At 67.2% G+C, this 21,094-nt stretch carries 18 protein-coding genes; 12 read left to right on the top strand and 6 right to left on the bottom strand.

The genetic code is table 11. From position 1 onward, the window contains the following. Positions 1–49 precede the first annotated feature (49 nt). The 4 genes from ACIA12_RS00415 (at position 50) to ACIA12_RS00400 (ending at position 8,100) form a co-directional block, all read left to right on the top strand. Positions 50–3,139 carry a PD-(D/E)XK nuclease family protein gene (locus tag ACIA12_RS00415; RefSeq protein WP_396364599.1) on the top strand — a complete coding sequence of 1,030 codons (3,090 nt, stop codon included), beginning with the start codon at positions 50–52 and terminating at the stop codon, positions 3,137–3,139. After that, complete coding sequence (locus tag ACIA12_RS00410) at positions 3,132–6,698, top strand: UvrD-helicase domain-containing protein (RefSeq protein WP_396364598.1); 3,567 nt, start codon at positions 3,132–3,134, stop codon at positions 6,696–6,698. The genes ACIA12_RS00415 and ACIA12_RS00410 overlap by 8 nt, the downstream gene beginning before the upstream one ends. A 142-nt stretch (positions 6,699–6,840) precedes the next feature. Continuing rightward, positions 6,841–7,473, top strand: a complete 633-nt coding sequence (locus tag ACIA12_RS00405; RefSeq protein WP_396364597.1) for a LysE family transporter — start codon at positions 6,841–6,843, stop codon at positions 7,471–7,473. A 15-nt stretch (positions 7,474–7,488) separates the two neighbouring features. Then, positions 7,489–8,100 (top strand): DUF4291 domain-containing protein, encoded by a 612-nt coding sequence (locus ACIA12_RS00400; RefSeq protein WP_396364596.1) that lies wholly within the window; start codon positions 7,489–7,491, stop codon positions 8,098–8,100. A 366-nt stretch (positions 8,101–8,466) separates the two neighbouring features. Here the strand turns inward: ACIA12_RS00400 and ACIA12_RS00395 are convergent, their stop codons facing one another. The 3 genes from ACIA12_RS00395 to ACIA12_RS00385 form a co-directional block, all read right to left on the bottom strand. After that, positions 8,467–8,835 (bottom strand): hypothetical protein, encoded by a 369-nt coding sequence (locus tag ACIA12_RS00395; protein WP_396364595.1) that lies wholly within the window; start codon positions 8,833–8,835, stop codon positions 8,467–8,469. Between the two features lie 131 nt (positions 8,836–8,966). Continuing rightward, positions 8,967–9,251, bottom strand: coding sequence for a hypothetical protein (locus tag ACIA12_RS00390; protein ID WP_396364594.1), 285 nt, complete (start codon positions 9,249–9,251; stop codon positions 8,967–8,969). Next, a complete protein-coding gene (locus ACIA12_RS00385; RefSeq protein ID WP_396364593.1) occupies positions 9,239–9,541 on the bottom strand; it encodes a hypothetical protein in 303 nt (100 codons plus the stop codon). Before ACIA12_RS00385 ends, ACIA12_RS00390 begins: the two co-directional genes overlap by 13 nt. A gap of 223 nt (positions 9,542–9,764) precedes the next feature. Between ACIA12_RS00385 and ACIA12_RS00380 the strand changes: the two genes are divergently transcribed. Further along, positions 9,765–10,391, top strand: a complete 627-nt coding sequence (locus ACIA12_RS00380) for a DUF6308 family protein (RefSeq protein ID WP_396364592.1) — start codon at positions 9,765–9,767, stop codon at positions 10,389–10,391. Positions 10,392–10,397: 6 nt separating this feature from the next. Here ACIA12_RS00380 and ACIA12_RS00375 read toward each other — a convergent pair whose 3' ends face one another. Next, positions 10,398–11,975: an LLM class flavin-dependent oxidoreductase gene (locus tag ACIA12_RS00375; RefSeq protein ID WP_396364591.1), complete on the bottom strand. Its 1,578-nt coding sequence runs from the start codon at positions 11,973–11,975 to the stop codon at positions 10,398–10,400. 93 nt (positions 11,976–12,068) lie between these two features. On the opposite strand from ACIA12_RS00375, the gene ACIA12_RS00370 reads away from it, so the two are divergent. Next, complete coding sequence (locus ACIA12_RS00370; RefSeq protein ID WP_396364590.1) at positions 12,069–12,488, top strand: MarR family winged helix-turn-helix transcriptional regulator; 420 nt, start codon at positions 12,069–12,071, stop codon at positions 12,486–12,488. On the opposite strand, the gene ACIA12_RS00365 is transcribed toward ACIA12_RS00370, so the two are convergent. After that, complete coding sequence (locus tag ACIA12_RS00365; protein ID WP_396364589.1) at positions 12,485–15,553, bottom strand: BTAD domain-containing putative transcriptional regulator; 3,069 nt, start codon at positions 15,551–15,553, stop codon at positions 12,485–12,487. The two genes, ACIA12_RS00370 and ACIA12_RS00365, sit on opposite strands and share 4 nt — an antisense overlap. Before the next feature lie 110 nt (positions 15,554–15,663). Here ACIA12_RS00365 and ACIA12_RS00360 point away from each other — a divergent pair, with 110 nt between their 5' ends. The 5 genes from ACIA12_RS00360 (at position 15,664) to ACIA12_RS00340 (ending at position 18,848) form a co-directional block, all read left to right on the top strand. Beyond that, positions 15,664–16,239, top strand: coding sequence for an NADPH-dependent FMN reductase (locus ACIA12_RS00360; protein WP_396364587.1), 576 nt, complete (start codon positions 15,664–15,666; stop codon positions 16,237–16,239). Positions 16,240–16,270: 31 nt separating this feature from the next. Next, positions 16,271–16,807, top strand: a complete 537-nt coding sequence (locus ACIA12_RS00355) for a dihydrofolate reductase family protein (protein ID WP_396364586.1) — start codon at positions 16,271–16,273, stop codon at positions 16,805–16,807. Positions 16,808–16,907: 100 nt separating this feature from the next. Next, positions 16,908–17,480, top strand: a complete 573-nt coding sequence (locus ACIA12_RS00350; protein ID WP_396364585.1) for a hypothetical protein — start codon at positions 16,908–16,910, stop codon at positions 17,478–17,480. Next, complete coding sequence (locus ACIA12_RS00345) at positions 17,477–18,031, top strand: hypothetical protein (RefSeq protein ID WP_396364584.1); 555 nt, start codon at positions 17,477–17,479, stop codon at positions 18,029–18,031. The genes ACIA12_RS00350 and ACIA12_RS00345 overlap by 4 nt, the downstream gene beginning before the upstream one ends. Before the next feature lie 88 nt (positions 18,032–18,119). Beyond that, entirely contained in the window at positions 18,120–18,848 is a 729-nt protein-coding gene (locus ACIA12_RS00340) for a class I SAM-dependent methyltransferase (RefSeq protein WP_396364583.1), read from the top strand. Here ACIA12_RS00340 and ACIA12_RS00335 read toward each other — a convergent pair. After that, positions 18,845–20,215, bottom strand: coding sequence for an FAD-binding oxidoreductase (locus ACIA12_RS00335; protein WP_396364582.1), 1,371 nt, complete (start codon positions 20,213–20,215; stop codon positions 18,845–18,847). The two genes, ACIA12_RS00340 and ACIA12_RS00335, sit on opposite strands and share 4 nt — an antisense overlap. A gap of 306 nt (positions 20,216–20,521) precedes the next feature. Here ACIA12_RS00335 and ACIA12_RS00330 point away from each other — a divergent pair, with 306 nt between their 5' ends. Further along, a complete protein-coding gene (locus tag ACIA12_RS00330) occupies positions 20,522–21,079 on the top strand; it encodes a dihydrofolate reductase family protein (RefSeq protein WP_396364581.1) in 558 nt (185 codons plus the stop codon). Positions 21,080–21,094 lie beyond the last annotated feature (15 nt).

Here is a 21,094-nt window from a genome sequence, read left to right as displayed (position 1 = left end):
GTCTGCGGGTTGGTCTAGCGTCTGTTGCGACAGTCAGGAAGGGGCTTTGATGAGCGCGACCCGGATCGAGACCACGCCGTACGGCGCTGCCGCGCTGGAAAAGCTTGGCGAGGTCGTCAGCGCGCTCAAGTCCGACGACCCGATGAAGCCCGTCACCCTCTTACTGCCGAACAACCTTGCGGGCGTCACAGCCCGCCGTTTCCTGGCCCGGACGACGATCGGCGCCCTGTACCTGGCCACGTTGCCACGTCTGGCCGAGCAACTCTCCGCCGGCGCCCTCGCGCCCCGCAGACCCGCCACCCGCCCGATCGTCGCCGCAACCTGGCGAACCGCCCTGTCCAAAGCCCCCGGCGTCTTCGAAGCCGTCGCCGAACACCCCTCGACGATCCAAGCGCTTGCTGCAGCCCACCGCGAGCTCCGCGACCTCACCCCCGCAGCTCTCGACAAGGTCGCGTCAGCCTCGACACTGGGACCAGACCTGGTCAGGCTCCACCGCCACGTGACCGACGAGCTGCTACCCGACTGGTACGACGAGACCGAGCTACTGCACGCCGCATCAGCCCGCTGCGAGCCCGGTGTGGTCGCCGAGCTCGGCGCATTGGTCCTGTACCTCCCCCAAGAGCTCACCCAAGCCGAGGCCGGTTTCGTCTCCGCGCTGGGTGACGCGGCCGCCGACCTGACCGTGATCGTCGGGCTGACCGACGTCCGCCGGGCCGACCGGGCAGTCCGCCGGTCGCTCGAGCGGATCGGCATCGACCTACCGACGTCGATCGCCAAGAACTACCCGGTCGCCACCGAGGTGCTCAACGCGTCCGACGCCGATGACGAGGTCCGCTGCGTCGTCCGGGACGTGGTCGCCTCCCTGAAACAAACGCCCGCTCATCGCATCGCAATTCTGTACTCCGCCTCGACGCCGTACGCGCGACTGCTGCACGAGCACCTGGCGGCCGCGAAGATCGAGGTCAACGGGCCCGGCACCCGGCCGGTTCACGAACGCGCGATTGCCCGGACGCTGCTCGAAGTACTGGCTCTGGTGGATCACGATCTGCCGCGCGCCGACCTGTTCCGCGCGCTGGCGAACGCGCCGACGCGTGACTTCACCGGCGAGCGGATTCCGGTGCCGCAGTGGGAGCGGCTGTCGCGGATCGCCGGGGTGGTGCGCGGCGACGACTGGGATGAGCGGCTGAGGCGTTACGTGGAGTCGGAGCGCCGGACGGCTGAGCAGGAGCAGGCGTCCGACGATCCGATCGCGGGGGTGATCCGGCGCGCGCAGTACAACGCGGGCAATGGGCAGAAGCTGCACGAGTTCACGGTCGAACTGCGGCGGCGGCTCTTCGCGGCCTCGCAGTTGGGGACCTGGTCAGAGCTCGCCAACTCGGTCCTCGGGCTGTTCCAAGCACTGCTCGGCGACGCCTCGGCACTGCCCGTCGAGGAGCAGTATGCGGCGGTCGCCGTCGAGGGTTCGCTGCGCGGCCTCTCAACGCTCGACGAGCTCGGCACCCCGGCCAGCTTGTCGGTACTACGAGATGTCCTCGACCTCGAACTGCAGCAGTCCCTGCCACGCGTCGGGACGTTCGGCACCGGCGTACTGGTTGCGCCGCTGTCGGCAAGCATCGGCCTGTCGGTGGATCTCGTCTTCGTGGTCGGCCTGTCGGAGGACCTGTATCCGGGCAAGGTGCACGAGGATGCGCTGCTCCCCCACCGCGTGCGCGAGGCGGCGGCACCCGAGCTTGCGTCCTTCCGCGATCGACTCGACGCAAAGCAACGGCATCTGCTCGTGGCGTTCTCATCCGGTGCCTCACGGGTCGTCGCGTCCTTCCCTCGTGGCGATCTGCGCCGGTCGAGCCGACGGCTGCCGACGCGGTGGCTGCTCGGCACGTTGCGATCGCTGACCGGCGACCACGCGCTGGCCGCGACGGAGTGGGACCAGGCGACGTACGGCGATCGGCTGCTGACCTCGGCGTCGTACGCGGGATCGTTGACCACGACAACCTTGCCGGCCACCGAGCAGGACTGGCGGGTGCGCGCGTTGACGGCGGGGCTGACGCTGGCCGACGACGTGGTCGATCGGGCTCGCGTGTTGCTGCGTGCGCGCGGCGGCGACGAGTTCACCCGCTTCGACGGGAACCTGTCCGGCGTACCGGGCCTGCCCGACTACGCAGTCGAGGATCGCATCGCCTCGCCGACGTCGCTGGAGTCGTATGCGACCTGTCCACACGCGTACTTCGTCGAGCGGCTGCTGCAGGTCGAGCCGTTGGAGGCACCTGAGGATCTGCTGGTGATTTCCCCTTTGCAGGTGGGAAATCTGATCCACCACAGCCTGGATGCCTTCGTCAACCGGCTGAGCGGTTCGCTGCCGGGCTTCGGTGAGCCGTGGACAGCTGAGCAGCGGTCGCTGCTGGTAGCGATCGGCGCCGACCTGGCCGACCGGTTCGAGGCCGAGGGCCTGACCGGGCATCCGCGACTGTGGCAACGCGAGCGCTTGCGGATCCTGGGCGATCTGCTGGTGCTGCTCACCGATGACGAGCGCTGGCGTGCTGAGCACAACGCTTCGGTGGTGGCGAGCGAGCTGCGATTCGGCTACGACGGCGAGCCGCCGGTGGAGATTCCGGTGCCGTCCGGTCGGGTGTTGCTGCGCGGGTCCGCTGACAAGGTCGACCTGGGCAAGGACGGGACGATCTACGTCACGGACGTCAAGACAGGCGGCTTCTCCCGGTACGAGTCGATCGAGTCGGACCCGGTCGCCGCGGGGACGAAGCTGCAGCTTCCTGTCTACGCGTATGCGGCCCGCGCCCGGCTAGGTGAGCCGACAACACCAGTCGAGGCCTCCTACTGGTTCGTCCGCCGGGGCGGCCGTCGCATCCCGGTCCCGTTGACACCGGAAGTTGCCGCCCGGTATGTCGATACGCTCGAGGTGATCGTGTCGTCGATCGCGGCCGGCTACTTCCCTGCCAAGGCCCCAGAGATCCCCGACTTCCTCTGGGTGCAATGCCCGTATTGCAATCCCGACGGCATCGGCCACAGCGAAGTACGAGCCCGCTGGGAACGCAAACGCCAAGACCCAACCCTCGACCGCCTGGTCCGCCTGATCGATCCCACCGCTCTGGCACCGATCGAGGAGGTGCTCGCCGATGTCTGAGCTGCTGGATGCGGACGCTCGCGAGCGGATCCGTACCGATACGTCTTCCACCCTCTTCGTCGAGGCCGGTGCGGGCTCGGGCAAGACTCATGCTCTGGTCGAGCGCGTCATCACACTGGTGTTGCGCGACGGCGTACTGCTGAGCACGATCGCGGCCGTCACGTTCACCGAGAAGGCCGGCGCCGAGCTGCGCGACCGGTTGCGCGTGGAGTTCGAGAAGGCGCGGAAGGGCCCGGCTCGGGCCGCGGCTGACGCCGCGCTCGACGATCTGGACTCGGCGTCGATCGGGACGCTGCACTCGTTCGCACAGCAGATCCTGCTCGCGCACCCGATCGAGGCCGGCCTGCCACCGCTGATCGACGTACTCGACGAGGTCGGCTCCTCGGTAGCGTTCGAAGAGCGCTGGTCCGAGCTGCAGCAGCAGTTGCTCGACGACGACTCGATCGCCGAACCGTTGCTGCTCGCCATGGCCGTCGGCGTCGAGCTGAAGCACCTTCGCTCGCTGGCGCGACTGTTCGGCAACGACTGGGACCTGATCAGCGACCGTGTGCTGGTCGATCCGTCCGAACTGGTCGCGATGCCGGACCTGAGCGGCCTGATCGCCGCGGCCGGCAAGATCGGCTCGACGATGGCGGACTGCCTCGACACCGACGACCGGATGCTGGCGAAGGTCCGCCAGATCCACAACCTCGGCCTGACCCTCGAGGCGGCCACGGATCAAGAAACCCAACTCGCGCACCTGCAGGCCCTGCGCAGCCTCAAGGTCGGCCGGATCGGCCGCAAGGAGAACTGGCCTGACATCGTCAAACTCCGCGCCGACTGCAGCGAGGTCGTCGACGTGGCCGGCTCGCTGGTCGAGCTGCTCCTGGATGCTTGCCTACGGCACCTTTCGCATTGGCTCGCGGTCCGCGTCCTGGAGTCCGCCGAACTCCGCCGGGCCGAAGGCCGCCTGGAGTTCCACGACCTCCTGGTACTCGCCCGCGACCTCCTCCGCCGCGAGCCGGCGGTGCGTTCGGCACTCCAAGAGCGCTACCGCCACCTACTGCTCGACGAGTTCCAGGACACCGACCCCATCCAGATCGAGCTAGCGGTCCGCATCGCCGGCGGCGCGGACGCCGACGCCCCCGACTGGCGCGACATCGAGATCCCCGATGGCAGCCTGTTCGTAGTAGGCGACCCGAAACAGTCGATCTACCGCTTCCGCCGAGCCAACATCGCCACCTACCTGACCGCCCAGGACCTCCTGGGCGACACCGTCACCCTGACCACCAACTTCCGCACCGTCCCCGACGTCCTCGCCTGGATCAACACCGTCTTCAGCACCCTCATCACCCCCGAACCAGCAGCCCAACCCACCTACCACCCACTAACCCCCCACCGCCCACCCGCCGATGTCGCCCCTTCCCTCACCGCCGTCGCCGACGAGCCGACACACACAGCGCCTTCACCAGACCTCAGCACCTCCCCCGACCACACAACTCCGGTAAGCGGCGACCAACTCTCCTTCCTCGACTTCACCGACGAGCCCGCCGACTCCACCGATGAGCCAGACGACTCCGCCGATCCGCCTGCCGAGACAACTCACCTCGCCAGCGTCACCCCGCTGCGCCGCCACCTCTCATCGGTCCCCACGCTGTCTGACGCGACAACCGACCCCGCCGACCCCGCCGCCGCACCTCGCAGTACCGCCGCCGCACCCCGCGGTACCGGCGACGCACCCCGCAGTACCGGCGACGCACCCGGCGGACCCGCGGTGACAATCCTCGGCGCAGAACCACACGACGACCTCCCCCGCGCGCAGGCCTCCGTCCTCCGCGAACGCGAAGCAGCCGACGTCGCCGCCGTCATCGACCAGGCGCTCAGCGACAACTGGCAGGTCTACGACGAGAAGACCGAGTCCTGGCGCCCAGCCGGCGCCGGCGACATCGCCGTACTCGTTCCAGCCCGCACCTCGCTCCCGTTCCTCGAGGAAGCCCTGGACCGCGCCGACATCCCGTACCGCGCCGAGGCCAGCTCGCTCGTCTACCAAACCGCAGAAGTCCGCGACCTTCTCGCCTGTGCCCGCGCCCTCGGCGACCCCAGCGACCAACTAGCCCTGGTGACCGCCCTCCGCTCACCCCTGTTCGGCTGCGGCGACGACGACCTCTTCACCTGGAAGCGATCCGGCGGCTCCTTCAATCTCACCGCCCCCGTCCCCGACGCCCTGCTCACCCACCCGGTCGGCGAGGCGATGGAGTGGCTCCGCCGCACGTACTACGCCTCCCGCTGGCTGACCCCGAGCGAAGTACTCGCCAAGATCGTCGCCGACCGCCGCATGCTCGAAGTCGCCGCCACCGGCCCGCGCGCCCGCGACGCCTGGCGCCGGGTCCGCTTCGTCGTCGACCAGGCCCGCGCCTGGTCCGAGGTCGAGCACGGCGGTCTGCGTTCGTACCTCGCCTGGGCCGCACACCAAGGCGAAGAAGCATCACGAGTCGCCGAAGCCATCCTCCCCGAGACCGACGCCGACGCGGTACGCGTGATGACGATCCACGCCGCGAAGGGTCTGGAGTTCCCGATCGTCATCCTCTCCGGCATGACCGCGGCCCCGAACCGCCAACGCGGCGTACAGGTCATCTGGCCAACCGACGGCGGGTACGCCGTGAAGCTCAAGTCCTCCGTGCAGACCGAAGACTTCGATCTCGTCCAACCCGTCGACGAGCAGATGGACGACTTCGAACGCCGCCGCCTCCTGTACGTCGCCACGACCCGCGCCCGCGACCACCTCGTCATCTCGCTCCACCGCTCGGGCACCCGCCGCCACTCCAGCAATGCCGAACTCTTCGCCTCGGCCGAGGCTGCCACTGCAGCAGACCCGACCCTCTTCACCGGCCCCCAGATCACGGCGCCAACCAGCACGGCCGCCCACGCCGAGCAGGTACGCCCGCCGATCAACCGCCAGGAGTGGGAAGCCCGGATCACCGACGCCCGCCAAGCGAGCCGCAAACGCTCCGCCCAAAGCGCCTCCGGCCTCGAAGGCACCGGCCCCGACGTCGCCCTCCACGCAGCGGATCCCGGCGCCGCCAAGGCCGCCCGCGACGTCGAACTCCCGCCCTGGTCCAAGGGCCGCTACGGCACGGCCATCGGCCGCGCAGTACACGGCGTACTCCAGGTCGTCGACCTAGCCACCGGCGCCGGCCTCGAAGCCGCCGTCGCCGCACAATGCCTAGCGGAGGGCGTAGTCGAGTACGCCGACGTCGTCACCGCCCTGGTCCGCTCTGCCCTCTCATCCGAGGTAGTCCAACGAGCAGCAGCCCGCGAACACTGGCGAGAGTCGTACGTCGGCACCCTCCAACCAGACGGCACCGTCCTGGAAGGTTTCGTCGACCTCATCTACCGCGAAGACGACGGCACCTTGATCATCGTCGACTACAAGACCGACGCCATCCCCGCCGAAGCCCTGGACGCCCGCATAGCCCACTACGCCCCTCAACTCCACACCTACACAGACCTACTCCCCAACACCGGCCGCCCAGTCCTTCTCTTCCTGGCCCCCACCACCGCCCACGCCCACCAGCTCTAAATCCAGTTGCCCGGCGCATCGCCGGTCGCCATCATCGGGCTATGTCCACGACGAAAGCCCTCCTGCTCTTGACCTACACCGACCTCCCGGTGCGGGCCTAGCAGCAGTCCGGCCGACCCCGGAGGCCAATCACCTCGCGGTCATGACGGCCGCCCTGGTCGCAGGCCTCCTGGCCGGCTATGGCATCGCCATGCCCGTCGGCGCCATCGCGACATACCTAGTGGCCCTCACCGCCCGTACGTCCCTGAAGCTAGGCGCATCCGCCGCCCTCGGCGTAGCAACAGCCGACGGCCTCTACGCCCTCATCGCCACCCTAGGCGGCTCAGCCCTGGCCCCACTCATAGAACCGATCACGGTCCCCCTCAAATGGGCCTCGGTCCTAGTCCTGCTAGTCCTGGCAACCCGCGGCGCAACCACAGCCATCACCCAACACCGCCGCCTGCGCTCAACCAAGGCTCCAACCACCACTCCCCCCAGCCCACCCCGCGCGTACTTCGCCCTACTCGGCATGACCATGCTCAACCCCACCACGATCATCTACTTCACCGCCCTGGTCCTAGCTAGCCAAGACGCCACAACCCCCACCCACCTAGAAGAATCAGCCTTCGCCCTAGCCGCCTTCGCAGCCTCCACCTCCTGGCAACTAGCCCTAGCCACCAGCGGCGCCCTCCTAGGCCGACTCCTTACAACCCCAATCGCCCGCCTACTAACCGCCCTACTCTCCAGCGCCCTGATCACCGCCCTAGCCCTACACCTACTACTAACCACCCTCTAACCCAGAATGACCACCGTGCCCCCAGCAACCCCGCACCGACAGATCCGCGCCGCGTACGACGACGAAACCATCACCGTCTACCAGGCCTACCCCGACGAGATTGCCGACCCAGCCCTACGCGCCGGCACCTTCGTCGCCCCCTTCAACATGTCCCGAATGACCTGGATCAAGCCATCCTTCCTCTGGATGGCCTACCGCTCCGGCTGGGCCACCAAGCCCAACCAAACCCGGGTACTCCGCATCACCATCACCCGCGAAGGCTTCGAATGGGCTCTGACCCACAGCTGCCTGAGCCACTACGACCGCAAACACCACCCCTCCGAAGCCGCCTGGCGCCAAGCTCTCCGCCATTCCCCCGTCCGAATCCAATGGGACCCCGAACAAACCCTCCACCTGAAAGCCCAACCCACCACCCGCTCAATCCAAATCGGCCTCTCCGCCGAGGCAGTCCTCCTCTACGTCAACAACTGGATCACCACCATCGAAGACGCCACCCCCCAAATGCACACGATCCACGCCCTGACCAAAACCTCCCCACCCGAAGCCGAGCACCTGCTCCCCACCGAACGTCCCTACCCCCTCCCCACCCCAATTGCCGAGCAAATAGCCGCCACCCCCTTCGACTGACAACCGCGTCATCACCACCCACACCACCCAGTACTGCGATCACCCACCTCAAGCCTCTGCGTCCGCAAGCCCCCTGGCGTGTCTCCGGAGCGCGACAAGACGTTCATCGTCGACTCGGGCAAGCGGTAGATCCGGGTCCAGCGGGCACTCGAAGGCGCCGACGTCTGTCATCCACGCCAGCCCCCTCCGGACATGCAGTCCGGGTCCAAGAGTGAGGGCGGATCACAGAACGGCAACCCGTCAGCCCCAACCCACGCCACCCGACAGCCACCTGCGATCACCTCTGCAAGCGTCCTACGCCCGGGCACCTCCTCGCCGTCGCCGACGACGAACAAGCAGTCCCGCGCAAGCAGCGCGCCACATCGGTCACAACTCTTCGACCACTTCGACAGCGCCTGCCACCTTCAGAAGCCATTCGAGCGCCCCCACCGGCGCCGGCGAGCCAGGCGTATCGAGCCAAACCTTCAGCTGAGTTGTGCTCGACTGCTCGGCCCCGAGCCAGTACCAGGTCCGCTCAGACGGACGCAACCACTCAAGCCACTCCGACAGGGCCCAAGGTTGCCGATCCTCGACTTCGTTCTGCTGATCAGGCGGGAGTGATTTCCACCAGACGAGCCACTCCTGGTCTTCTTGCTCCGAGTGCTCAGGACCAGAAGCAAGCACAAACCACTGCGGCAGTTCTCGTTGCCATTCGGATACGGATGGCCAATCCCTCTCACCGTAACGGAGAACCACCTCCAGCACCTGCCGGCATCGGCGGAGGAGATCAGCGCTGTCTGCCGAGTAGACGGAAAGTTCTACGGCAGCTTGACCTGCTACGCCGGTCGAATCGTCGGACAGAAGACGCCGACGCTCATCTGACGGTGTCAGCAAATTACTTCACCACTTCCGGGCGAGATCTGGTTGAGAAGTTCCGGAATGTGGCAACTTCGCAAGCCGAACTGGTCTACTGCCTTGTTCCGGTCGACTACGAGCGGACTGGTTGGGAAGCCCTTCGCCTTTCGTTCAGTCACTGCAGCTTGCCTCAGCGAGTCGACATGCGAGCTCGGCACCTCGAAGGTCTTGATCTGTGTACCGGAGTGGCCCTGTGCGTGACGAAGCTTGTAGAACTCCAACGCGCGCTCCTTGTCGCCAAAGTTCAAGAACAGCATGCCACCTGCCACTTACGGACGTCGGTCAGCTTGATGATGCAGATGCTCAGAGACGGTGAGAAGGTCCGGGCCTGGAAGGTGAAGGTCTGGCCGGTGCCGGCATGACCGAATCCGCCGTCGTTCGCGATCTGCGGGCCCTTCGTCAGCAGTTCGCCGCTGGCGGTCACGCTGACGTCGACGTGGACGCACGTCCCGTTGCCCGGGTCGGCGGCGGAGGCCGGTGTGGTGCTGAGTGGATTCAGGAGCAGCAGGGTCAGGAAGAGCAGGAGGAGGCGACGGGCACGGGACATGTTCGCCTCCGGTCGGTGATGGCTGGTGACTGAGAGTTTATGGGCCTCCTGGGGTGCTGTGGGGTGAGGTGGTTACGGGGTGTGGATAAGTGGGGATGTCACCCTGTGTGCAGGCGGGGGTGGGCGTCCCCTACGATTCACCGCATCCGTGTAGTTCGGATTCGCTGACCGGAATGCCCAATCCGGCTGGCGGGTCTGCCACGAAGAGTGTGAGGGTGTGGCCATGAACATCGGTAGTCGGAAGATCGTCGTGGACGAGGCAATCGCACAGCTGCGGCTGTACGCCGAGACGAACGGCGCGGTGCTCAAGTACTACGACGGTCTTCCCGGGATGACGAACGTCGGTGGGTCCGACCCTGACCGGGTCACGCTCGAGGACCTGGCCCGGACGATGCTGATCGGGTCCGACCTTCGCCCGCTGGACATCATCTGGCTGCTCGAGGTCGACGCGGACAAGGAGTTCGCCGCCGTACCGGTCGACGCGCGGCTCGAGGACGCAGCGCCCGGTACTCCGCTCTTCGAGGCCGCGACCGAGCTGGACGAGAAGTTCAGCGGCCACCGCGGTTTCGGGCACGCCAAGAAGGCCAAGCTGCTGCACCTCAAGCGGCCGTACCTGTTTCCCGTCAGCGACAGCTTCATCCGGATGACCTACAGCGAGGCATCGGCCGGCCCGGACTTCCTAGCCGCCGTGCACCGCGACCTGGTCAACCCGGCCAACGTCCGCGACTTCAAACTGCTCCAGGTCCGCCTCATCGCCGAGCCGCCGACCTCTGCCGCCCGGGTGCTCGCCGAGGCGCCCACGCTCCGTCTGCTCGACATCCTCGCCTCACTGCTGGGCGAGGCGAAGTAGTAGCTCCTACATAACGCCTAGTCGGGCCAAGGGCTCGACTAGCTCTCGCTCCTCGTAGGAGAGGTGGGAGAGGAGGGTGTCGTCGAGAAGATCTACGGCGGCGCGGAGAGTGTCGATGGTGCCGGAGCCGTCTACCAGGGCTACTAGTGCCTTGTCGACGCCCTCAAGGACGTCGTGGATGATCAAGTGCTCCGCCTGGAGGCGGTCGACCACTGGGGTCAGGGTCGGGTCTGCCCGACGGAGGCGGGGGAAGAGCGCCGCATCCTCGATCGAGTGGTGCGTGGTGACCAGGCGGCAGTAGGTCTCGCAGTAGACGCCCAGTGTCCAGTTGTTCTGGCGCATGGTCATGGTGTTGATGTGGTTGCGCGCTGCGCCGACGCCCAGAGAGCCGGCGGCTACCTGTTCGACCAGGTCGCGGATCTGCTCCAGCTCGGCTCGCAGGTGATCGTGTACCTGGACCAGGTGCTCTCCCGCCGCCAATTGCTGCGGCGTGTAGGTCCGCGTGGGGTCCAGCGCCGGCCCAGTCGGCCGCTCCGATTCATCCAGCACCTGTACTCCGCTCCGCTTCGCGGAGGGCGGCGGCGTCGGCACCACGCTGAAGTTCCCGCGGGAGGGCGCGGGTGATGGGAAAGGAGGCGAAGTGGATGCAGCCGACTCAGCGGGGGCGGTACCGGGGGCAGGGTTCACCGCTGGCGCAGCGGCTGCGGTCGAGCGGGCTGCGGCGACGGCCTCTCGGACTGCGGGGGCCAGGTCGGCGAAGCGGCGGATGTCTTCTGGGTTGTCTGAGGCGAGGATGTAGGTGCTCATGCCCTCAGTGAGGGTCAGCTCGGTGAGCTGGTCGATCCAGAGGTCCTCGCCGCCCTGCAGGAAGCCACCGTGGCCGTTGAAGTTGCCTGAGACGTTGTAGAGGCGGCGTACTGCCGATGGCTCACGACCAGCGGCCACAGCGGCCTCATCGATGAGCTTGTTGAGGGCAGGAAGCTCCTCCGGCGGTACGTAGGCGCTCGACGGCAGCCACCCGTCCGCAAGCCGCCCAGTGATGGCCAGCATCCGCGGCTTATAGGCGCCTAGCCAGATTTGGACGTCATGCGACGGCTCAGGACCTCGCTTAGCCCCAGCAACCGTGTAGTGCTTGCCAGCAAGCCGAATCCCACCCGTACCGCCGGCCCAGACCTCGCGAATGATCGCGATAGCCTCCTCCAGCGCCTCAACGCTCTCCCCCGCCGTCAGCCGAGGCCCAGCGTTGGCAGCGACCGCCTCCAGGAACCCACCGGCCCCCAGCCCGAGCTCCACCCGCCCACCGGTGATCCGGTCGAGAGTGGCGACGCTACGAGCCAGCACGACCGGGTGGCGCAGCGGCAGGTTGGCGACGTTGGTGGAGACCGACACCGACTGCGTATGAGCCGCGATGACGGACAGCAGCGTCCACGCATCGAGCAACCGCGGCTGGTACGGATGGTCCTGGACTGTCACCAGGTCGAGCCCGACCTGCTCGGTCAGCTGCGCCAGCGCGATCACGCGCTCGGCGTTCTCGACATCCGGCGTCAGGAACGTGCCGAAGACCAGCTCGTGCCCGTAGTCCATCGTCCACCTCTACCCTAAGTAGTTCGTGCCACGTAATATTGACTCGACGAACAAATTACTTCGTGCCACGAACAATCACAAGTGGGAGCCGCCGTGAAGCAGACGCAGGGCGCCGCCAGCGGGCTGGTCCGGCTGACGTTCCTGGTGCAGAACCTGTACGCCGAGATCGGCCGCGACTGTGATCTCACCGCGGCGCAGGCGCAGATGCTGTGTTCGCTGGCGGACCGTTCGATCGGGATGGCCGAGCTGTCCGGCATGCTCGGCCTCGAGCGCTCCAGCCTCACCGGGCTGGTCGACCGCGCCCAGCAACGCGGCCTGGTCGCCCGGGAGAGCGACCCCCACGACCGCCGGGCCGTCAAGGTCACCCTGACCCCGGAAGGCTCCAAAGCCCTCCACCGCTTCAACGACGAGCTCACCGAGCGGCTCGACAAGCTACTGGCCGACCTACCCGCCACCGAACGCGACCGATTCGCCAAGACACTCAACCGCCTCATCACCGACGCACCCGCCTAGCCGGCGACCTCTACCTCTGAGAACGCCTCTTCCAGCTCCAAGCCACTACCTGCCCGGTACTGCGTATCGAACCCGTCCGCACCCAGCACAGCCCGAGCAGCATCAGCAGCACGGTCGACATCAGCCTGCTCGGCCGCAGTACCCACATACCCCTCCGCAGCCCGTACTGCGGCCGCAACCCCCAACAGCCGCGCAGCCAACGCTTTGTCGTCGACACACGCCGCAAGCCCCTCCAAGCTCCAGCACATCCCCCGGCGAGACTCGTGCTCCAGCGAGATCCGGAACGCCTCCGCGTGCAACTCCCGAGCACGCCCTAGCGCGCCACGCAGCTCCAGCGCATACCCGAGCTCCACCAGCAGTATCGACAGGTACAGCACCGGCTCATCTTGCTTGCGCACCGCATCGAGCATCGCCTGCAACCGCTGCTCGGCTACCTCCAAGTCACCCGACCGCCGAGCCGCAAATGCCAGCACGAGCTCCGCCAGTACCTGCGTAGACCGGTGCCCCTGCTCGGTCGCCAACCGCAACGCCCGCTCGCCATAGGCACTAGCCTCGACATACGACCCCTGCCGCACCGCAGTCCACCCGAGCCACCCCAACTCCCCGGCCACCTCCAGCCAGAGGTCTAGCGACTCAGCCATCTCGAGCCCCTCCGAGTGCAACCGCGCAGCGAGATCGAGGTCGCCGTTGAGCTCCGCCAGAGCCCCCAGCCAACCAGTGGCCTGCAGCAGACCCCACTGATCACCGACTAGCCGGAACAGCCGGGCACTCTCAACAGCGTCGCTCTCCAGCGCGCTCAGATCAGCACGCACATGCGCATGCTTCGCCCGAGCCACCAACACGGCCGCAATGCCCCACTGATCCCCAGCAGCCTCAAAGGCGCCCAGCGCATGCTCCAGCATCCTCAGACAGGCAGCCAGGTCACCTGAATCGCTTGCAGTGAAGGCGATCCACCACTCCGCCCGCGGATCGGCATCATGAACTCGCTCCCGCACAGCAGCCGCACCGACATCGCCCTGGGCGTACATGAACCCGGCAAGCCATGCAGTGGCCTTGGCCGACGACGGCAAAGCCTCCAGCGACCGCCGAGCCTCGGCAAACCGCCCCCGCAGGAACCAGTACCAGGCAAGCCCATCCGCCAGCCGCTCAGCCAGCTGCAACTCCCCGGCACCCACCGCACCGTCGAAGGCACTCCGCAAGTTGCCAGCCTCGTTATCAAGTCGCTGCAGCCACCTACTCTGCTCCGGCCCAGTCAAGAACCCGCGAGCCGTCTCAGCAAACTCCGTGTAGTACAAGCGATGCCGCTGCCGGACCACCTCCAGCTCGTCAGCCGCACGCAGCTTGTCGACGCAGTACGCCGCCACCGACTCCAGCAGCCGGTACCGCGGCCCGTCCGTCCCATGCACCGACACGACCAACGACCGGTCGACCAACCGCATCAGTACGTCAAGGACGTCGATCCCGTCCTCACTGCACACCTGCTCGGCCGCATCCGCAGTACAGCCGTCCGTCTGTACTGCGAGCCGTCGGAGCACCGTTTGCTCCGGCACAGACAGCAGGTCCCAACTCCAGTCGATCATCGCCATCAGCGTCTGCTGACGCGGCGCAGCACCCCGATGCCCCGTGGCAAGCAGCCGAAACCGGTCATCCAGCCGAGCCACCAGCCCCTGTACTCCCAGCGCCCGCACCCGCGTAGCGGCCAGCTCCAGCGCCAACGGGATCCCGTCGAGCCGACGGCACAGCACAGAGACCGCAGCAGCCGACTCCTCATCCAAAGAGAACCCACGGTCCGCCGCAACAGCCCTGGCCACGAACAACTGCACAGCAGACGACTCCTGCAGGTCAGGCAGCCCAGCAGCCGCCGCAGGCACCTCCAGCGGCGGCACACTCCACACAGCCTCGCCCCTGAGCCCCAGAGGTTCCCGACTGGTCGCCAACACCTTCAGCCCCGGCGCAGCGGCCAGCAACTCGTCAACCAACCCCGCAGCCGCTTCCACGACATGCTCACAGTTGTCCAGCACCAACAGCAGCTCCAACGACTCCAGCGCCGCAACCAGTCCCCCGGCCCCAGCCGAGTCCCGCAGATCCAGAGCAGCCTGTACTGCGTCCGCCAGCGACCCGGCAACGTCCAGTGCATCAGCAGCGACGGCAGCCAACTCCACAAGCACCACACCATCGGGGAAGGCGAGCCCATCGGCCGCAGCCAGCGCCAACCGGGTCTTGCCCACTCCCCCAGGACCGGTCAGCGTGACGAGCCGGTCGGTGTACAGGCGGCTCCGGATGTCGGTGATCGCCTCAGCGCGACCTACCAACGAGGTCAGGGCGGCCGGCAGGTTGCTGCGACGCCGGGCTTGGGGCAGGTCTTGGGTCAGGATCGACTGGTGCAGCTCAGCCAGCTCAGGAGACGGGTCCAGGCCAAGCTCGTCGGCTAGGAGCGCCCGCAGTTGCTCATAGCTCTCCAGCGCCTCGCTCTGCCGGCCGGCGCGGTACAGGGCCTTCAGATGCACTGCCCGGAGCCGCTCCCGCAGCGGGTGCTCCGACAGGACGTCAGCCACCTCACCGATGAGCGCGTTGTGATCGCCCCGCGCCAGCCGCGCTTCGAAGTAGTCCTCGGTAGCAGTCAGCCGCTGCTCGCTCAGCCGCGCCACAGCGGTCTCCACGAACGCCTCGTCCGCAAAGTCCGCATACGCCGGTCCACGCCACAGCGCGAGCGCCTCCTCGAGCCGCCCGTGTTCCAGATGCGCAGCGAAGCCCAGTACGTCGTACGAGCCGCTGTCGACCTTCAGTGAGTATCCGGCCGGTCCGGAGACGACCAGTGCTCGGCTACCCGGCTCGGCGTCGTCGAAAGCGCGGCGGAGCTGGGACACCTTCGCTGAGAGCGTCCCGGCCGGGTTGCCCGGCAGGTCCTCGCCCCAGAGGTCGTCGATCAGCCTGTCCGCAGGTACCGGCCGTCCCTCGTGCACCAGCAGGTCCGCCAGCAGCGCACGCACCTTCAGCCCCGGGACGGTCACCGGCTCACCACTGTCCGTCCAGGCCGTCACCGGTCCGAGCACCCCGAAACGCATGACCCGCACTCTATTCCGGCTGGGCGGCCACAGACCGGAAAGAAACCGTAAACCCCCTCGGGCAGAGTCTTCTTCAACAGCAACGGACAGCAGGAGGAGGTGAGCAGGGGATGAACCTACGACTCGCGGTGATCATCGGCAGTACCCGCCGCGGGCGGTTCGGCCCGACAGTGGCCGGCTGGTTCGCCCAGCAAGCGGCCAAGCGTGCCGACCTCGACGTAGACGTCGTAGACCTGGCCACTGCGAACCTCCCCCAGACACTGCCCGACACCGACGAGCCCACGCCCGCCGCGGTCGCAGTACTGGCTCCCCGGCTCGCTGCCGCGGATGCGTTCGCAGTGGTGACGCCGGAGTACAACAGCAGCTTCCCGGCGCCGCTGAAGACCGCACTGGACTGGTACTACGAGGAGTGGCACGCCAAGCCGGTAGCCATCGTGGCGTACGGCCGCGAGACCGGAGGCCTGTACGCCGCTGCGCAGCTACGGCAGGTCTTCACCGAGCTGCAGGCGGTAGCGATCCGCAACACCGTCACCCTGCCCTGCTACTGGGAACAGTTTGCCGCAGACGGCAGCTGGCCCCGCCCCGGCTCCGGCTACGACGCCACTGCCAAGAACACACTCGACCAGCTCGTCTGGTGGGCGCACGCACTCCGGGCCGCCCGCATCCGGCAGCCCTACCAACCCTGAAACCACGCAAGAAACAACGAAAGGCACGACCATGCGGAAGATCATCGAGTCCACCTTCGTCACCCTCAACGGCAGCATTTCCGACCCGCAGAACTGGAGCCCGCCGTACTGGGACGAGGACCACTTCGGCTACTCCGGCAAGTTGATGGAGAACGCCGATGCCCTGTTGCTCGGCCGGGTCACCTACGAAGGCTTCGCCGAGGCCTGGTCGCAGCGCGATGGCGAGATGGCCGACCTGTTCAACAACCTGCCGAAGTACGTCGCGTCCCGGACGCTGAAGGACACCACCTGGAACGCCCAACTGCTCGAGGGCGACGCCGCCGAGGCCGTGCGCAAGCTGAAGGAGACCGAGGGTGGCGACCTGATCAAGTTCGGCACCGGCTCGTTCTCCCAGACGCTGCTCGAGCACAAGCTCGTGGACGAGTACCACTTCTGGGTCTTCCCGGTACTGGCCGACGGCGAGCGCCTCTTCGAGGACTCCAAGCTCGGCATCAACCATCTCGAACTGCTCGGCACGACCACCTTCAAGTCCGGCATCGTCGTCCACAAGCTGGCGCCGAAAGCCTGACGTACCGACCGGCGCCCGGACCCCCGATCGGGGGTCCGGGCGTTTCGTCGTTCCCGGAATCGGGCACCGAAGTGACTTACTCGGAAGGGACTGAGAACCGATGGGAACCGTCATCACCATCATCGTGATCGTCCTGGTCGTACTGGTCGCCGCGGCGGCGCTGTACACGTACCAGCGACGGCGGACCGAGCAACTCCAGCAGCGCTTCGGACCGGAGTACGAACGCACGCTCGAGCAGGCGGGTGACCGCAAGGAGGCGCTGCGTGACCTGCGCGGCCGGGAGCAGCGGCGGGCCAAGCTCGACGTGCACCCGCTGAGTGAGAAGTCTGCCGAGCAGTACCGCGCAGAGTGGAGTGGACTGCAGCAGGGCTTCGTTGACGCGCCTGGGGACGCGGTAGCGCAAGCCGACCGGCTGGTACTGCGCATGATGCGCGAGGCCGGCTACCCGGTCGACGACTTCGACCAGCGTGCTGACGACATCTCCGTGGACCACCCGAAGGTCGCGCAGAACTACCGCCAGGCACACAGCGTCGCTGTCGCCCAGAGCCAGGGTCCGGTGGACACCGAAGACCTGCGCCAGGCAGTGACCGCCTACCGCCGGCTAGTAGTCGCCCTGCTCGAGAACCCCGCCGACTTGAACGGCCACACTCATTCCAAGGAGCAGCACTCATGACCAACGATCCCCTGGACCCGGCAGCCACCCCGTACCCGAGCGCCGGTTCCCGTACTACGGACACCGCCCCGCCTGTCGACGTCGACCCCCGCAGCACCGCGGACCCCGGCACAGACGACCGCCGCGGCACAGACTCCGGTACTACGGACGCCGATCGCAGCCCGGAGTACTCCGTGGACCAGGTCGGCGACGACCAGGCACCCCGAGCCACGGCGGACGATTCCGCTTACCCAACTGACGCCGACGCCACGCCGACCACCAGGAACGACGCCACCCCGGATGCCAACGAGCCGCTTGTTCCCACCCAGGAAAGCGTGGACTTCAAGGCGCGCTGGGATGTCATCCAGCAAGGCTTCGTCGACGACCCGCGGACCGCTGTGACCGACGCCGACAAGCTGGTCGGCGATGTCCTCGACCGGCTCTCCAAGACGTTCGACGAGCAGCACCGCAGCCTGGAGGGCCAGTGGTCAGACGGTGAACCCGACACCGAGGCCCTCCGCTCCGCCCTGCAGCGCTACCGAGCCTTCTTCGAGCGCCTGCTCACCATCTGACGGCTCTTGCAACTTGGTGCAATTGTCTAACCTTCTGCCCCGCCCGCATCGTCCAATGGACATGCGGGCGGCTAGGCGGAGGCGGCGGATGATCTCGTGGGAAGCGGCGCAGTCGTTCGATCGGCTTGCGGCCGAGTACGACCGGCTGGGCGAGCTGAGCGACGACCCGGTCGGCGAATGGCTTCCGTCTGTGCTCCCGGCCGACTCGCCAGACCAGCGGGTCGGGCGAGCGCTGGACGTAGGGTGCGGCGCCGGCAGGCACGCCGTACTGCTGGCTGATCACTTCGAGCTGGTGGATGCCGTCGACCTGTCCGCCGCGATGATCCGGCTGGCCAGGCAGAAGCGCAGTCGGCCCAACATCTGCTATCTGCAGTCCGGTGTCCTCGACATCGAGGGCAGCTACGACTTCATCGTCAGCTCGGCCACCCTGCACCACCTACCCGACCTACCCGCAGCGCTGGCCCACATCAAGGGCCTGCTGGCCCCAGGAGGGCAGGCAGTGCTGGTGGACGTCGTATCCCCGCGAGCCGCCACCCCACGCTGGTGGCTGTTCGGCGGCGAGGTCCGCCGCCTGGCCCGCAACATGGTACGCCGCGGTCGCGCCGAAGCCTGGGAGATCTTCAAGCTCTCCACCGGCGACTGGCTCGACCACCGGGTCAGTGACCGGTACTTGAGCCGCCAGCGGTTCGAGGAGGTCTACTCAGCCGTCTTCCCCCGCGCGACCTTCACCCAGGTCGGCAATGCCCACGCCATGCGCTGGCGCAGCGCGGCACCCACCTCAACCGACCAGGGCGCCGCGCAACGCAGTACAGGTTAGGGAGCGATGTTCTGGTTGAGGTGGAAGAGGTTGTTCGGGTCGTACTTGCGCTTCACCTCCACCAGCCGGTCGTAGTTGCCCTTGTAGTTGTCAGCGATCCGGGCCTGGTCGTCACCGGCCATGAAGTTGATGTAGCCGCCGGACTCGGAGTGTGGCGAGACGGCGTCGTAGTAGTCGCGCACCCACTCGACACTGGCATCGTTCTGCGCCGGGTCCGGCCACATGCCTGCGATCACTGTCGCGAAGTTGGCTTCCCTGTAGGCAAAGGCCGTCGCATCCGCCGGTACCCGGTGGCAGGCGCCATTGATCGGATAGATGTGCACAGTGGAGTTCACTGCCGGCAGTCCAGGCGCATGCTGCAGGTGAGCCTGGATAGCGTCGTCTGTGAGCTCAGTGACGAAGTTGGCCTTCCAGTAGTGCTGCAGACCCGGCGGTACCAGCGCATCGAAGGCACTGTTCAGCGCTGGGTACGGCATCGGCCCCACGTGCTCCGCGACGACCGGAGCGAACTGCCGGAACTTGTTGACCTCCTGCTCGCCCTGAGCAGGATCGCCCGCCCAGCAGGCCACTATGAGCGTGAACGCGTCGCCGTGCCGGTCCTCCGGGATGAAGGGCAGCGGTGGCGCCAACTGGAACGCGGGGAAGCCGCCCAGTTGCTCCGGAGCATCCTTGATGAGATCCCTGAACCCTGCGAGCACAGCGGCTCCGTCGGACATCTCGAAGAGCATCGGACCGCCGTAGATGGTCTCCACCTGCGCCAGCCGGAACTCCAGCGCGGTGACGACGCCGAAGTTGCCGCCACCACCTCGCAGCGCCCAGAAGAGGTCCTCGTGCTCCTTCTCACTGGCCGTCAGGAACCGGCCGTCCGCAGTGACCACGTCCGCGGAGATCAGGTTGTCGCAGGACAGCCCCAGCCCCCGCGCCAGGTATCCGATCCCGCCGCCGAGGGTCAGCCCGCCGACACCAGTGGTCGAGATGATGCCGCCAGTGGTCGCCAGCCCGAAGGCGTGGGTCGCCGCGTTGAAGTCGCCCCAGGTCGCGCCGCCGCCGGCACGCGCAGTACGGGTGACCGGGTCGACGCGGACATTGCGCATCGGACTCAGGTCAGCCACAACGCCGTCATCGACCGTACCGAAGCCGGGCACGCTGTGTGAGCCGCCGCGGACCGCCAGGTCCAGTTCGTTGCTCGCGGCAAAGCTGACGGCCGCCATCACGTCGCCCGCGTTCTCGCACCGCACGATCACCCGCGGGCGCTTGTCGATCATCCAGTTGTGAACCTTGCGCGCCTCGTCGTACCCCTCGTCCGCGTCGGTGATGACGGAACCTCTGGTGCGCTCCTTCAAGTCCTCGATCGTGTACTCGCCCATGACTCCTCCACGGTCCTGCGGGCTTTCCCCACGTTTCGACCGGCGCGCGCGTCGCGGCGGCGCCGACCAGACCGGCGCGCCACCTGCGAACGCAGTGCGAGAAGCTCCACCCCAGAGAGCAGCTGGTCCACGGACGGCTGCCAGACCTCCCCTGACAAAACCGTTCCCAACGACATTCCTCCCAGCGTCACTCTGAGTCAACCCCCGCTGAACCTTCGCGCTGATTTCCTTCACCCGGCGATGTCAAAGGCCGCCGGCCGGCTCCGACCAAGGGCCGTACGCAGGCCAAGTCCAAAGGAGCAGATCATGCGCAAGATCATGTACTACGTCCACCAGTCGCTCGACGGTTTCATCGAGGGCCCGAACGGCGAGTTCGACTGGCCGGTGCTCGGACCGGAACTGGGCGCCTACTCGATGAGCCTCGCGCACCGCGCCGACACCTTCCTGTACGGACGTACCGTCTGGGACATGAAGGCGTCGTACTGGCCGCACGCGCTGTCGATCACGCCGGACGAGCCGCACGCGATCGAGTTCGCTCCCGTCTGGGCGAAGACGCGGAAGCTCGTCTTGTCGAGGACCCTGGAGAGCGCTCCCTACGACGCCGAGGTGATCCATGACGTCGAGGAGGTGCGGGCGATCAAGGAGCTGCCGGGCAAGGACATCCTGCTGACCGGCAGCGCGAGCGTGGCGGCCGCCTTGACCGAACGAGGACTGCTGGACGAGTACCACGTGATCGTCCACCCGGTCGTCCTGGGCGGCGGCAAACCCGTCTACCACCCGGTCGCCGAGCGGCTGAACCTCCAACTCACCGACACCCGCACCTTCGACAACCGCACAGTCCTCCTCCGCCACGACCTCACCTGACAGCGCCCTTGGGGC

The organism is Kribbella sp. NPDC051620 (assembly GCF_044453825.1).
Lineage (GTDB): Bacteria > Actinomycetota > Actinomycetes > Propionibacteriales > Kribbellaceae > Kribbella.
Note: the sequence above shows the minus strand (reverse complement) of the source record. Positions and strands in the feature narration are given on the sequence as shown.